The organism is Bifidobacterium catulorum, from assembly GCF_003129925.1.
GTDB classification, from domain to species: Bacteria; Actinomycetota; Actinomycetes; order Actinomycetales; family Bifidobacteriaceae; genus Galliscardovia; species Galliscardovia catulorum.
On sequence record NZ_QFFN01000014.1, the window covers coordinates 41,209 to 56,296 of the forward strand.

Below are 15,088 nucleotides of genomic sequence, written 5' to 3' on the forward strand. Positions count from 1 at the left end.
TGGCGTCGGGCGAACGCAAGCCGTGGAAGGAATGTTGACGGATGTGGAACACGCCCGGAACCACGCCGTTCCCGCGTCGCCGGCCGATGACACGGAAACCGGGTTGCACGGGTACGGTATGGTGGGACCTATGGCTGAACCGGCAAAGAACTTCGTGCACCTGCACAACCACACGCATTACTCCCTGCTCGACGGCGCGTCGAAGATCCCGAACCTCGTCGAACGGGTCAAGGAGCTCGGCATGCCGGCCGTCGCCATCACCGACCATGGCAACATGCATGGCGCCTACGAGATGTGGAGCACCGCGGTGCAGGCCGGCATCAAACCGATCATCGGCATCGAGGCCTACGTGACGCCGGAGACCGCCCGGCAGGACAAGTCCCGCGTGCACTGGGGCACCGAGGAGCAGCGCAAGGCCGGCGACGACGTCTCCGGCGGCGGCCTCATCACCCACCTGACGATGTGGGCCGAGAACGACGAAGGCCTCGTCAACCTCACCAAGGCCAGCTCCGTGGCCAACCTCGAAGGCCGCGTGATGCGCTACCCGCGAATGGACAAGGAGGTGCTCTCCACCTATTCCAAAGGCGTCATCGCCTCCTCGGGATGCCCCTCGGGCATCATCCAGACGCGTCTTCGCCTCGGCCAGTTCGACGATGCGCTGCGCGTGGCGGGGGAGATGCAGGACATCTTCGGCAGGGACGGTTTCTACATCGAACTCATGGACCACGGTCTTCGCATCGAACGCGAGGTGACCAAGGGCCTGCTCGCCATCGCCGACAAACTCGGCGCCCCGCTCCTCGCGACCAACGACTCCCACTACGTCAAGGCCGAGGACGCCGGCGCCCAGGACGCCATGCTGTGCATCAACTCCGGATCGCGGCTCGACGACCCCGACCGCTTCAAGTTCGACGGCACCGGCTACTACATCAAATCCGCCGAGGAGATGCGCGACCTGTTCAAGGAGTTCCCCGAGGCCTGCGACAACACCCTGGAGATCGCCGAACGATGCAACGTCATGTTCGACGACCACGAGGACGGCGCGTTCATGCCCCGCTTCGACTGCCCCGAAGGATGGGACGAGACCTCGCTGTTCCTCAAGAAGGTGGAGGAGGGACTGGAGAAGCGCTACGAGGGCGACGTGCCCGAACACGTGTCCAGACAGGCCGACTACGAGTGCGGCGTCATCTGCCAGATGCAGTTCCCCGGATACTTCCTCGTCGTCGCCGACTACATCAACTGGGCCAAGGAGCACGGCGTGATGGTCGGCCCCGGACGAGGCTCGGCCGCAGGCGCCATGGTCGCCTACGCCATGGGCATCACCGAACTCGACCCCCTCGAACACGGCCTGATCTTCGAAAGGTTCCTCAACCCCGAACGCGTGTCGCTGCCCGATATCGACGTGGACTTCGACCCCGAGGGACGAATGAAGGTGCTTGAATACGTGGCCGACAAATACGGTCACGACAAGGTCGCCCAATGCGTGATCTACGGCACCATCAAAACCAAGCAGGCCCTCAAGGACTCCGCGCGCATCATGGGATACGAGTTCTCCATGGGCGAGCGCGTCACCAAGGCGCTGCCCCCCGCGGAGACCGGCGGCAAGGACATCAAGCTGCACGACATCTTCGACCCGAAGGCCAAACGCTACGCCGAGGCGCGCGAATACCGGGAGCTGTACGACAGCGACCCCGACGTCAAACGCATCACCGAGGAGGCCATGGGCATCGAGGGGCTGATTCGCCAGACCGGCGTGCACGCATGCGCCACGATCATGGGCAGCGAGCCGATCACCGACACGTCGCCGCTGCTGGAACGCACCGACGGCACCGTGACCACCACGTTCGAATACCATACATGCGAGACGCTGGGACTCGTGAAGATGGACTTCCTCGGCCTGTCCAACCTCACGGTCATCCGAGACACGCTCAAGAACATCGAACACAACGGCAAGGGCGTCATCGACTACACGAAGATCCCCCTGGACGACAAGCCCACGTACGACCTGCTGTCGCGCGGCGACACGCTCGGCGTCTTCCAGCTCGATTCCGACGGCATGCGCTCGCTGCTGAAGACCCTCAAGCCCGACAACTTCAACGACATCTCCGCACTCATCGCCCTGTACCGTCCGGGCCCCATGAGCATGGACTCGCACACCAACTACGCCAAACGCAAGAACGGCCTGCAGAAGATCGTGCCCATCCATCCCGAACTGGAGAAGCCGCTCAAACAGGTGCTCGACGAGACCTACGGCCTCATCATCTACCAGGAGCAGGTGCAGTCCGCCGCGCGAATCCTCGCCGGATACTCCCTGGGCAAGGCAGACGTGCTGCGAAGGGCCATGGGCAAGAAGAAGCCCGAGGTGCTGGCCAAGGAGAAGATCCCGTTCTTCGCCGGCATGAAGGAGCACGGCTACTCCGAGGAGTCCGCGGAGGCAGTGTGGGAGATCCTCGTGCCGTTCTCCGGCTACGCGTTCAACAAGGCCCACTCCGCCGCATACGGGCTCATCTCCTATTGGACCGCCTACCTCAAGACCCATTACCCCACCGAGTTCATGGCCGCCCTGCTGCAGGGGGCCGCCACCAACAAGGACAAGACCGCCCTGTACCTCGGCGAGGCTCGGCGCATGGGCATCCAGGTGCTCTCCCCGGACGTCAACGAATCCGTGTACGAATACTCCGCCGTCGGCGACGTCGTGCGATTCGGCCTCGGCGCCATCCGCAACGTGGGGGAGAAGGCCGTGAACGACATCATCGCCGAACGGAACGGCGCGCACGGCAAGTTCGTCAACTTCATGGACTACATCAAACGCGTGCCCCTCACCGCGCTCAACCGCAGGCTCGTCGAATCGCTCATCAAGGCCGGCGCCTTCGACTCCATCGACCCGAACCGCCGCGCCCTCTACGAGATCCACGAGGACGCCATCGACCAGATCGTGCCGATCAAACGCAAGGAGGCGGAAGGCCAGTTCGACCTGTTCGCCGGACTCGGCGACGACGAGGGCGGCGGCGACGCCGGCGACCCGCTCGGCGACGCCGACGTGCAGGTGCCCGACATCGAGGAATGGCCCAAGAAGGAGAAGCTCAACTTCGAACGCGAGATGCTCGGCCTGTACGTCTCCGACCACCCGCTCTCCGGCATGAGCTCCGTGCTCGCCGGACTGCGTGACATGTCCATCGCCCAGCTCATCAACCGGGCGCCCACCATGCCCGACCGCGAACAGGTGGCGCTCGCCGGCCTCATCACCAACGTGGACCGCCGCGTCTCGAAGAAGGGCAATCCCTGGGCGATCGTGACCATCGAGGATCTGGAAAGCTCCATACAATGCATGTTCTTCGGCAAGGCATACGAGTCCGCCTCGCCGAACCTGGCATTGGACAAGATCGTGCGCATCCGCGGCGTCGCCGACGTGCGCGACGAGACCGTATCGTTCCGCGCCTCCGACATGGAGGAGGCGGTCCTGGAGGCCGAGGACGAACGCTCGCTGGTCATCATGCTGCCCGAGGGCGCCGTCGACCAGCCGCATATGGAACGGCTGGCCGCGATCCTCCGGCAGCATCCCGGCTACAGCGAGGTCAGGCTGGCGGTGACGCACGACAAGGGCGACGTCACGCTACTCACCTTCGGCGACAACTTCCGCGTCAAACGCGATACGTCGCTGTTCGGTGAGATCAAGACGGTCTTCGGACCAGCCTGCCTCGCCGCCGCATAGGCCGATAGGTCGATGGGCCGCTCCCGCCGCCGGCGGTTGTCCCCAGTGGGGACCATCATGAATCGGGTTGCCCACGGAGAATCATGGAGGAGGGCGGTGCGCGTGCGTTCGGCGTCGGAACCGGGAGTCAGGTCCAGGGCGTTCAGGGCCGCGTTCCCGCTCACCCTGCCCATCGCGGCGGGCTTCCTGTTCCTCGGCTGCTCATACGGTCTGCTCATGCATGCCAAGGGGTTCGCGTTCCTCTACCCGGTGTGCATGGCGTATTTCATCTTTGCCGGTTCGATGGAGTTCGTCACCGTGAACCTGCTGCTCGGCGCGTTCAATCCGGTCGCCGCGTTCATGCTGGCGCTGATGGTCAACGCCCGTCACCTGTTCTACGGCCTGTCCATGCTCGGCAGATACAGGGACATGGGGTGGAAGAAGCCGTACCTGATCTTCGCGATGTGCGACGAGAGCTTCGCCATCAATTCGAGCGCCCGGATCCCCGACGACGTGGACCGGGGATGGTTCATGCTTTTCGTGAATCTGCTCAACCGCTGGTATTGGATCTTCGGCACGGCGCTCGGATGGCTCGTCGGAGGGCTGCTTCCGGTAAGCACCAAAGGCATCGAATTCGTGCTCACCGCGTTGTTCCTCGTCATCTTCCTCGACCAGTGGATGGGGGTGCCCGGGGGTCTGCGTTCCCATCTGCCCGCGGTGATCGGCGTGCTCGCCTCGGCCTCGTGTCTCGCGGCGTTCGGAGCGGACGGCTTCATGATCCCGTCCATGGTCGCCATGCTCGTGCTGTTCGTGGTGCTGCGCCCATGGATGGACGACCTCAAGTCGGACGGCGGGACGGACGGCGACGTGAGGGGCGTGGCCATGAAGGACGGGGTCGCATCGGATGCGGACCGCCACGACAGGCATGATATGGAGGTGACGGCATGACCATGACCGTATGGCAGAGCGTGGTCATCATCGCCGTGGTGGCGCTGGGCACGATGATCACCCGGTTCCTGCCGTTCATCGTGTTCCCGGAGACGAAGCGGCCGCCCCGGTTCATCGACTATCTGGGCCGTGTGCTGCCGTTCGCCATGACCGGTCTGCTGGTCGTGTATTCGTTGAAGGACACGTCGCCGATGACGGGGAGCCACGGAATCCCCGAGCTCATCGCCATGGCTGCGATCGTCGCACTGCATGCGTGGAAGAGGAACATGCTGCTGTCCATCGCGGGAGGGACCATCCTCTACATGGCGCTCGTCCAGACGGTGTTCGCGTAGCGGCCCATCGACGCCGCGCCGGTCGGGGACGCTGCGACGGTCCGGGGGCATGTGTCGGGTATCGTTCGCCGTCCGCCGAAAAATCACGACGACGTTCCGCAAAACGTCGCAGTCGGACGATGTCCGCCCCAAGGACGACTACACTACTCAATGGATTTTCCATTCCATGAATCGTCGTTAGGAAAAGGGGCGAGGTTATGAGCAGCGGAAAGAACATGAAGGTCGGCGAGATGATCGGCATCTTCCTCGGGGAGGATGCGCCGGTGAGGATCGACGCGTTCGACGGGTCGTCGTTCGGCCCGGCGGACGCCGACCTGAGAATCACGATCACCAGTCCGAAGATGATGTACCAGCTGGTGCGCAACCCGAACGAGATCGGCGTGGCCCGGTCGTACATCCTCGGATACTTCGACATCGAGGGCATCGACTACGCGGACCCGTATCCGCAGCTGCGTCGTCTTGTGGCGCTGTCCCCGTACGTGCGCAAGCCCTCGCCGGCGGAACTCGCCCGACTCGCCGCCGCGGTGCTCAGCCACGGCATCCACAAGGTGGAGGTCCCCGAGTCCGAGGGGCCGTCGAAGTTCGACCGCATCCGCCATGGCCTGATCCCACACACCGAGAAGGCTGATTCCGAGACCGTGAGCTTCCACTACGACCTGTCCAACGAATTCTATTCGCGGTTCCTCGGGCCGTCCATGACCTATACGTGCGCCGTGTTCGACACCCCGGAGACCGGGCTTGACGAGGCGCAGCAGCGCAAGCTCGACCTCGTGCTCGACAAGCTCGACCTCAAGCCCGGGCAGCGGCTGCTCGACATCGGCTGCGGCTGGGGCTCCATGGTCATCGCGGCCGCCCGCCGCGGGATCAAGGCGCTGGGAGTCTCCCTCTCCCGCGAGCAGATCGAATACGGCAGGGAGTGGATTCGCCGCGAAGGCCTTGAGGACCTCGCCGAACTGCGCGTGATGGACTACCGCGAAGTGCCCGAGCGCGACTTCGACGGCGTATGCTCCATCGGCATGATGGAGCATGTGGGCGCCAAGAACTACCAGCACTACTTCGACGAGATGTACAAGCTCGTCAAGCCCATGGGCCGTCTGCTCAACCACCAGATCACCATCAGCCACAACAAGCCCGACGGCCGCCCCGGCACCGACGAGTTCCTTGACAGGTACATCTTCCCCGACGGGGACCTCGCCTCGCCGGGCTTCATCGAATCCCGCATCCACGACGCCGGGTTCAACGTGGTGCATCAGGAGAACCTTCGCCAGCACTACGCCCTCACCCTGCACAACTGGAACCGCAACCTCAAGGCCAACTGGGACGCGGAGGTGGCCGAGGTGGGCTTCGAACGCGCCAAGGTGTACGGCCTGTATCTGGCCGCATGCGCGCTGAACTTCGAGCTCGACGGCATCCAGGTGCACCAGTTCCTCGCCGTCAAGCCCGACCGCGAGGGCCATCCCATGGGCGACTGGTATCCGCTGCGTCCATGGTGGAGGGGCTGATTCTCGCCGAACTCGACACCGTCCGTGCCTTTCATGGGCCGGACGGCGTTTTCGTCTCCGAAGTATGAGACACGGTGCATAATACGGTCGTTTTCGTCATTGGCGGTTCTTACCATCGTTAGCATGGCAGAGAACATTATGCGAATCATTGACCTTCGAGGCAGGAGCCTCAGCCGAGCCGAACTGCTGGCCGCGATGCCGCGCGCCGCAATGGGGACCTCCGAGGCCACCGACCTCGTGCGCCCCATCCTCGACGATGTGCGGGAACGCGGGGCCGCCGCCCTGCGCGACTTCGAGGAGAAGTTCGACCATGTGCGTCCCGAGAACCTGCGTGTGCCCAAGGAGGCCATCAGGGACGCCCTGAAGACGCTCGACCCCGAGGTCCGCGCCGCCATCGAGGAGTCCGTGCGCCGTGCCCGCGCCGTCGCCGCCAACCAGGTGCCGAAGGACTTCCACACCGACCTCGCCCCCGGGGCCCGCGTGGCCGAACGCTGGATCCCCATCCAGCGCGTGGGCCTCTATGTGCCCGGCGGCAAGGCCGTGTACCCGAGCTCGGTGATCATGAACGCCGTACCGGCCCAGGCCGCGGGCGTCGAATCGCTCGCCATCGCCACCCCGCCGGCGCATGACGGCTCCGGTCTGCCGAACAGGACCATCCTCGCCACCTGCGCCATCCTCGGCGTGGACGAGGTGTACGCCGTCGGCGGCGCACAGGCCATCGCCATGTTCGCATACGGTGCCAAGGGCTCCGAACCGCAGGACGGCGAGGTGCTGTGCGATCCGGTCGACAAGATCACCGGACCGGGCAACATCTTCGTGGCCACCGCCAAGTCCCTCGTCTCCGCGTTCGTGGGCATCGACGCCGTCGCCGGCCCCACCGAGATCGGCATCATCGCCGACAAGGACGCCGATCCGAGCCTTCTCGCCGCCGACCTCATCGGCCAGGCCGAGCACGACGAGCTCGCCGGCTCCGTGCTGTTCACCGATTCGCCGGAGCTCGCCGACAAGGTGCAGGAGAACCTCGACTACCGTGTGCCGCGCACCGAGCACGCCGAACGCGTCCACACGTCCCTGTCCGGCACCCAGTCCGCCATCGTGCTCACCGACGGACTCGACCAGTCCATCGACGCCGCCAACGCCTACGCCGCCGAACACCTTGAGATCCAGACCAAGGACGCCGATGCGGTCGTCAAGCGCATCAAGAACGCCGGCGCCATCTTCCGTGGACCGTATTCGCCTGTGCCGCTCGGCGACTACATGTCCGGCTCCAACCACGTGCTGCCCACCGGCGGCACCGCCCGCTTCGCCGCCGGCCTCGGCGTGCACACGTTCATGAAGCCCGTCGAGGTCATCGAATACGACGAGGAGGGACTCAAGGCCCTGGCCGCGCGCATCAACGCCTTCGCCGTCTCCGAGGACCTGCCCGCCCACGGCGAATGCGTGCTGTCCCGCTTCGTGAAGGACCCGTACGACAAGGCCACCCTGCGCGAGCAGGAGAAGGAAGCCGGCCTGCGATGAGCACCACGACCAGCAACGCCATCCCCGCGAGCCTGCCGCTGCGCAACGACCTCAGGGGAGAGGAGCCGTACGGCGCCCCCCAGCTCGACGTGCCCGTCTGCCTGAACGTCAACGAGAACCCGTATCCGCCGGCGCCGGACGTGGTGGACACCATCGCCGAGCGCGTGCGCGAGATCGCCCCCACGCTCAACCGCTACCCTGACCGCGAGCACATCGCCCTGCGCAAGGCGTTCGGCGACTATCTCGCCAAGGAATCCGGCTTCCGCCCGGCCGTGGAACAGCTGTGGGCCGCCAATGGCTCCAACGAGATCATGCTGCAGCTCTTCCAGGCGTTCGGCGGCCCCGGCCGCAAGGCGCTGAGCTTCGCTCCCACCTACTCCATGTACCCGGAGTATGCGCGCGACACGTTCACCGAATGGGTAACCGTGCCGCGCAACGACGACTTCACCATCGACACGGACGTCGCCGTCGAGGCGATCAGGACCATACGGCCCTCCATCGTGCTCGTCACCAGTCCCAACAACCCCACCGGCACCCCGCTGCCGACGGACCAGACCAAGGCCCTGCTCGCCGCATGCGAACAGGCCGGCGTCGACGGAGCGGCCGAGGGTGTGCATCCGATCCTCGTGGTGGACGAGGCCTATGTGGAGTTCCGCACGCCCGGCGTGCCCTCCGCCGTCAGCCTGATCGACGACCACCCGAACCTGGCCGTCAGCCGCACCATGAGCAAGGCGTTCGCCTACGCCGGCGCCCGCGTCGGCTACATCGCCGCCGACAAGGGCATCATCGACTCCATGCGCATCGTGCGCATGCCGTACCATCTGAGCGCCGTCACCCAGGCCGCCGCCCTCGCCGCACTCGAACACACCGACGAACAGCTCGGCACCGTCGCGCATCTGCGCGAGACCCGCGAGGCGACCGCCGAATGGCTCTCCTCGCTCACGTACAAAGGCCGCAACATCACCGTGGCACACTCGGAATCGAACTTCGTGTACTTCGGCACGTTCGACGACCGCGACCTCATCTTCAACGAGCTGCTCAAACGCGGCGTGCTCATCCGCGACGTCGGCCCCGAGGGCTGGCTGCGCGTGTGCATGGGCACCGACGAGGAGATGGCCGCGTTCCGCAGGGCGTTCCTCGAAGTGCTCGACTTGGCCCAGAAGGCCTGAAAGGAGTTGCCCATCATGGCAAGAACAGCCACGATCAAGCGTGAGACCAGTGAATCCTGCATCGAACTGTCGCTGAACCTCGACGGCACGGGAAAGACGAACATCGACACCTCCGTGCCCTTCTACAACCATATGATGACGGCGCTCGGCAAGCATTCGCTTATCGACCTCGACATCAAGGCGCATGGCGACACCGACATCGACGTGCACCACACCGTCGAGGACACGGCCATCGTCTTCGGCGAGGCGCTGAAGCAGGCCCTCGGCGACAAACGCGGCATCCGCCGCTTCGCCGACGCCACCGTGCCGCTCGACGAAGCCCTGGCCAAGGCCGTCATCGACATCTCCGGCAGGCCCTACGCCGTCTGCACGGGCGAGCCCGAAGGATTCCAGTACGCCATGATCGGCGGCCACTTCACCGGCTCCATGGTCCGTCACGTCATGGAATCCATCGCCCTGCACGCCGGCCTGTGCCTGCACCTGCAGCTCATCGCCGGACGGGACCCGCATCACATCGCCGAAGCCGAATTCAAGGCCGTGGCGCGTGCGCTGCGCTTCGCCGTCGAACCCGACCCGCGCATCCAGGGACTCATCCCCAGCACGAAGGGATCGCTATGAGCGACCAGACCCCCAACACCCCGAACAACACCGACCGGGACCCCGACTCCTTCAGCGAGGACGAGATCAACGCCGCACTCGCCGGATTCGAGGACGAGCTCAACGGCGTGGACTCCTTCGACGCCGAACTCCAGGGACTGCTCGGCAACAAGGCCAAGGCCGCGGTGCTCATCACCCAGTTGAGCGCCGCCGACCTGCTCGCCGCGTTCTGCCAGCTTTCCGACATCTCCGCCCAATGCGTGGCGGCCAAGACCGGAGCGGTCGCCGTGCTGCGCAACGTGGACGGCGACGGCCCCGAAGCCGCCGCCCGCGACCTCACCACCGTGATCTCGGGCCTGTCTGTCGTCCTGGCCGTGAACCGAGCGGACAAGCTTGAGGCCACCCTGTGGGTGAACGGCAAGCCCGGCACGCAGTTCGCGCCGCCCGTGCTGTTCATGTCCACCCCGGAATTCGTGGAGGACCTGCTCATCGGCGCCATCGACATCGACGGCCTCCAGCGGCAGGACCTCACCATCGTGGACTCCGGGACCATGGAACGCGCCGAGGCGCTGAACGTGATAGCCCAGCACACGAAATTCGGACGCGGCGGCTCCACCAAGGGGTCGAGCGTCGACTGAACACGACCGCGACCGCGAATCCCGGCGGACACAGGCCGACGAACGGTCCGAACAGAAAGGCAAGCCATGACATCTGTAGTGGTATTCGACTACGGTTTCGGCAACGTGCGCTCCATGGTGCGCGCGCTGGCCAACCTTGACGTCGACGTGACGCTGACCAGCGACTACCGTCAGTCCATGGACGCGGACGGGCTGGTCGTGCCCGGCGTCGGCGCGTTCGCCGCCTGCGTCAAGGGACTGCAGACCGTGGGCGGCGACCGAGTCATCGCCGAACGGCTCAAGGCGGGAAGGCCCGTGCTCGGCGTATGCGTCGGACTCCAGGTGATGTTCTCGCAAGGCGTCGAAGGCGGCACCCCGGCCGATGGCCTCGGATATTTCGGGGGAGTGGTCGAACCGCTCGACGCCGACGTGGTTCCCCATATGGGATGGAACACCGTCGAGGCGGCCGAAGGCTCCCGACTGCTCTCAGGCCTGGAACACGAGCGTTTCTACTTCGTGCACTCCTACGCCGTAAGCCACCCGAGCGATGATGGCGCGAACGCCGCTGTGCTCGCCGACGATGACGAACGCATCACCTGGTGCGAATACGGCCGCAGCCGCTTCGTCGCAGCCGTGGAACAGGGACCGCTCAGCGCCACCCAGTTCCATCCCGAAAAATCCGCCGAGGCCGGTGCCCGGCTGCTGCGCAACTGGATCTCCACGTTCTAATCTCCGAAAGGAACAACAACCATGCTCACTCTTCTTCCCGCCGTCGATGTGCGTGACGGCAAGGCCGTCCGTCTGCGTCAGGGCGAATCCGGCTCCGAAACCAACTACGGCAGCCCCCTTGAGGCCGCCCGCACCTGGGTGGAATCCGGAGCCCAGTGGATTCACCTCGTCGACCTCGACGCCGCGTTCGGCACAGGCGACAACCGCGCCCAGCTCAAGGCCATCGTCGGTGAACTCGGCGACAAGGTCAACATCGAGATGAGCGGCGGCGTCCGCGACGATGCCAGCCTCGACGCCGCGCTCGACGCCGGCGCCGCCCGCGTCAACATCGGCACCGCCGCGCTTGAAAACCCCGAATGGACCGCCGCCGTCATCAGGAAGTACGGCGACCGCGTGGCCGTCGGCCTCGACGTGCGCGGCCACACGCTCGCCGCACGCGGCTGGGTCAAGGAAGGTGGCGACCTGTTCGAGACCATGAAATTCCTCGACTCCGTCGGCTGCTCCCGCTACGTCGTCACCGACGTGGCCCGCGACGGCATGATGAGCGGCCCGAACATCGAACTGCTGCGCGAGGTCGCCGAACGCACCGACGCCAAGGTCACCGCATCCGGCGGCATCTCCAGCCTCGCCGACCTGCGCGCCCTCAAAACGCTTGCTGGGCTCGGCGCGGACTCCCCCCTCCCCCGCCCCCCCCGGCCCCGCTTCCTGTATTTCCGCCATCAGTCCATCACTTCGCGCAGGGAAGACGGCCGGACCTGATCGCGTCCATGAACACCGCGTAATCCAGCTCGTTCTGATCCGCATACTGCTTGGCAAACGCGACAATCGCATTGTCGAACGTATCATCATCGCCCATATAGGCGCTGATCGCGATCGCATCACCCGTGCGCGCATGTGCATGCGCCAACGCCCATGCACTCATCCGCGCCGTATTGATGATGCCCTCCTTGCCGGCATGGTCAAGATCGATCGACCCCTTGCCGTTCCACAGCTGACGCACATAGTAATCCTTACGCAGCCCCTCCGGCGTCGTCATGCTCGTCCAGCCAAGCAGCACATCCGACGTCGTCTGGATGACCTTCTGCCCCTGCACCACGCGCTCGCCATGCGTACGGAACCGACTGCGGCCCACGAACCGTTCCAACACCGACTCCTCGGCCTCCTTGATCTGCAGCACCAGGGCGTCGTCCACATCACGGCCGGACAGCAGCATCACCCACACGCGCGTGCCCACACTGCCCACACCCACAACCTTGCGTGCCGCATCATGATACCGATGATACGAATCCAGCACCTGGCGTCGGTCCGCATACAGATTGTCCCTATACCGGCTGAACAGCGTCTCGATGGTCACATCCAACGGGCCCTCATGGTCATAGCCCTTCAATTCGCCGATCGGCACCAGCTCCGGCGGATCAGACCGGAACCGCGGCTCGCCGTCGACCATCTCCCCGAACTTCTGCGCCGCATGGTTGGAATCCTTCGACAGCGCCTTGTTCACGGCCTTGCGCAACGTCTTGCTCGGCATACCGTTGCGCGAATACCCCTGCAACGTCTTCTCCACATCGAGATTCGCATACCATACGTCCAGATTGTCCATCTGCGCGAACTCGTCCATCGACTCATGATACGAACGGATGCACTCCTGCACCGCACGCCGGCCCGTCTCCTTGTCGAACCCGCGGTCGCGCGCGCAGATCTCCACGCTCGTCACCAGACGCTTCACATCCCACTCCCACGGGCCGGGCAGCGTCTCGTCGAAATCATTCACGTCAAACACCAGATGCTGCGTCGGCGACATGAAGATGCCGAAATTCGCAATATGCGCATCGCCCACGCACTGCACCGGAATGCCGCTCACCGCCGTCGTCGCCAGATCCGACGCCATGATCAGCGCCGTACCCCGATAGAACGTGAACGGCGACACGCTCATCCTCGCATACCGCAGCGGAATCAGCTCCTGCACACGAATCGCCGACTGCTCCTCCAACAGCCCGATCTTCTCCAGGCGGTTCGGCGTCGGATGCCACATCGCATGACCGCCCAACGGCGCACGACGGCGCGCGATCGTGCCCATCAGCGCACGATCCTTGGGACTCGTGGCCTCCACCCAATCCAACACCACCGGAGGCGCCTCCACATCATCGGACGCACCTCCGAACGGGGCCGAGAACCGCGTCATTGCGGAAATCCCAATCGCAGTCATGAACGCCAACACTCCTTCACACGAATCAAACCAACACAGACAATCGACCCTAACACCATACCCGCCGCGATACCCGTCGCACCCGCCGCCGCGTCCACGATACGACACGCCTCCCTTCTGTTAACGACATATGAAACAAACTCATGAAACCATGTCCCCTATGGACAGACAGCAGGAGTTTGCTTTGCGCACGGTCGAGGAACGCGACGTGCGCTTTATTCGTTTATGGTTCACCGACGTTCTCGGCACCCTCAAATCCGTGGCCATCGCACCCGCCGAACTCGAAGCCGCCTTCGAAGAAGGCCTCGGCTTCGACGGATCGGCCATCGAAGGCCTCACCCGAGTCTCCGAAGACGACATGATCGTCAAACCCGACCCCTCCACCTTCCAGATACTCCCATGGCGTGGCGGCCCCCAGGGAACCGCCCGCATGTTCTGCGACGTGCTCACCCCCGAAGGCGAGCCCAGCCTCGGCGACCCCCGCCACGTGCTCAAACGCACCCTCGCCAAAGCCAAGGAAAAAGGCTTCACCTTCTACATCCACCCCGAAATCGAGTTCTACCTCTTCGAAATGCAGGACGACTGGTCCAAGTCCCCCAAGCCCGTCGACGAAGGTGGCTACTTCGACCACGTGCCCCGCAGCCCCGGCATGGACTTCCGTCGCGCCACCGTCAACATGCTCGAACAGATGGGCATCTCCGTCGAATACTCGCACCACGAAGGCGGCCCCGGCCAAAACGAGATCGACCTCCGCTACGCGGACGCCCTCACCATGGCCGACAACATCATGACCTTCCGCACCGTCGTCAAGGAGATCTCCCTCGAACGCGGCATCCACGCCAGCTTCATGCCCAAGCCGTTCCCCGACCACCCCGGCTCCGGCATGCACACCCACCTCAGCCTCTTTGAAGGCGACGCCAACGCCTTCTACGAAGCCGGCCAGGAATTCAACATGTCGCTCACCGCGCGCCAATTCGCCGCCGGCATCCTCTACCACGCCGCCGAAATCACCGCCGTCTGCGACCAGTTCGTCAACTCCTACAAGCGCCTCTGGGGCGGCAACGAAGCCCCCAGCTACATCTGCTGGGGCCACAACAACCGCTCCGCCCTCCTCCGCGTGCCCCAGTACAAGCCCGGCAAAGGCAACTCCGCACGCATGGAATTCCGCGCCCTCGACCCCGTCACCAACCCCTACCTCGCCTACTCCCTTCTCCTCGCCGCCGGCCTCGACGGCATCGACAAGCAGATGACCCTCGGCGAACCCACCAGTGACGACGTCTGGGAGCTCACCGACGAGGAACGTCAGGCCATGGGCATCGAACCCCTGCCCGACTCCCTCGACACCGCCCTCAAAATCATGGAGAAATCCGACTTCGTCGCCGACGTCCTCGGCGAACACGTCTTCCGCTACTTCCTGCGCAACAAGCGCAAGGAATGGGAGGACTATCGGGGGCAGATTACTCCCTACGAGCTCCAGCACTACCTCCCCAAACTGTAACAATCGTTCTGCGGAGCGTTATCCGGCTATGGGAAACTCGACGTACCTTTGTACGCCTTCGTTTCCCAACGCCGGATACCGCACGCGCAGAACGATTGTCGGGCGTGGTCTGCGGAGCGTCATCGGGCTATGCAAGGCTCGACGTACCTTCGTACGCCTTCGTTTCCCAACGCCGGATACCGCACGCGCAGAACGATTGTCGGGCGGGGTCTGCGGAGCGTCATCGGGCTATGCAAGGCTCGACGTACCTTCGTACGCCTTCGTTTCCCAACGCCGGATACCGC

12 protein-coding genes are annotated in these 15,088 nt (G+C 64.6%); 11 read left to right on the forward strand and 1 reads right to left on the reverse strand.

The window, feature by feature from the left end; all coding sequences use genetic code 11:
* Window positions 1–130: 130 nt before the first annotated feature.
* From dnaE to priA, 10 genes are all read left to right on the forward strand, one after another.
* Window positions 131–3,709, forward strand: coding sequence for a DNA polymerase III subunit alpha (dnaE, locus tag DF200_RS06220; protein WP_170112488.1), 3,579 nt, complete (start codon window positions 131–133; stop codon window positions 3,707–3,709).
* A gap of 96 nt (window positions 3,710–3,805) precedes the next feature.
* On the forward strand, window positions 3,806–4,636 hold the full coding sequence (locus DF200_RS06225; protein ID WP_241520161.1) for an AzlC family ABC transporter permease: 831 nt from the start codon (window positions 3,806–3,808) through the stop codon (window positions 4,634–4,636).
* The gene (locus DF200_RS06230) at window positions 4,633–4,968 is read left to right on the forward strand and encodes a branched-chain amino acid transporter permease (protein WP_109137420.1); all 336 of its coding nucleotides are present in this window, start codon (window positions 4,633–4,635) and stop codon (window positions 4,966–4,968) included. The genes DF200_RS06225 and DF200_RS06230 overlap by 4 nt, the downstream gene beginning before the upstream one ends.
* Window positions 4,969–5,165: 197 nt before the next feature.
* Window positions 5,166–6,470, forward strand: coding sequence for an SAM-dependent methyltransferase (locus DF200_RS06235; RefSeq protein WP_109137421.1), 1,305 nt, complete (start codon window positions 5,166–5,168; stop codon window positions 6,468–6,470).
* A gap of 123 nt (window positions 6,471–6,593) precedes the next feature.
* Complete coding sequence (gene hisD, locus DF200_RS06240; RefSeq protein WP_170112489.1) at window positions 6,594–7,988, forward strand: histidinol dehydrogenase; 1,395 nt, start codon at window positions 6,594–6,596, stop codon at window positions 7,986–7,988.
* The gene (locus DF200_RS06245) at window positions 7,985–9,157 is read left to right on the forward strand and encodes a histidinol-phosphate transaminase (protein WP_109137423.1); all 1,173 of its coding nucleotides are present in this window, start codon (window positions 7,985–7,987) and stop codon (window positions 9,155–9,157) included. The genes hisD and DF200_RS06245 overlap by 4 nt, the downstream gene beginning before the upstream one ends.
* 15 nt (window positions 9,158–9,172) lie before the next feature.
* A complete protein-coding gene (gene hisB / locus DF200_RS06250) occupies window positions 9,173–9,775 on the forward strand; it encodes an imidazoleglycerol-phosphate dehydratase HisB (RefSeq protein ID WP_109137424.1) in 603 nt (200 codons plus the stop codon).
* Window positions 9,772–10,392, forward strand: a complete 621-nt coding sequence (locus DF200_RS06255) for a hypothetical protein (protein WP_109137425.1) — start codon at window positions 9,772–9,774, stop codon at window positions 10,390–10,392. The genes hisB and DF200_RS06255 overlap by 4 nt, the downstream gene beginning before the upstream one ends.
* A 66-nt stretch (window positions 10,393–10,458) precedes the next feature.
* Complete coding sequence (gene hisH / locus DF200_RS06260; RefSeq protein WP_109137426.1) at window positions 10,459–11,100, forward strand: imidazole glycerol phosphate synthase subunit HisH; 642 nt, start codon at window positions 10,459–10,461, stop codon at window positions 11,098–11,100.
* Window positions 11,101–11,121: 21 nt separating this feature from the next.
* A complete protein-coding gene (gene priA, locus DF200_RS06265) occupies window positions 11,122–11,859 on the forward strand; it encodes a bifunctional 1-(5-phosphoribosyl)-5-((5-phosphoribosylamino)methylideneamino)imidazole-4-carboxamide isomerase/phosphoribosylanthranilate isomerase PriA (protein ID WP_241520162.1) in 738 nt (245 codons plus the stop codon).
* Here priA and DF200_RS06270 read toward each other — a convergent pair.
* A complete protein-coding gene (locus DF200_RS06270; RefSeq protein WP_193903134.1) occupies window positions 11,828–13,282 on the reverse strand; it encodes a DUF2252 domain-containing protein in 1,455 nt (484 codons plus the stop codon). The two genes, priA and DF200_RS06270, sit on opposite strands and share 32 nt — an antisense overlap.
* A 184-nt stretch (window positions 13,283–13,466) precedes the next feature.
* Between DF200_RS06270 and glnA the strand changes: the two genes are divergently transcribed.
* Window positions 13,467–14,804, forward strand: coding sequence for a type I glutamate--ammonia ligase (glnA, locus tag DF200_RS06275; RefSeq protein WP_109137427.1), 1,338 nt, complete (start codon window positions 13,467–13,469; stop codon window positions 14,802–14,804).
* Window positions 14,805–15,088: the final 284 nt, after the last annotated feature.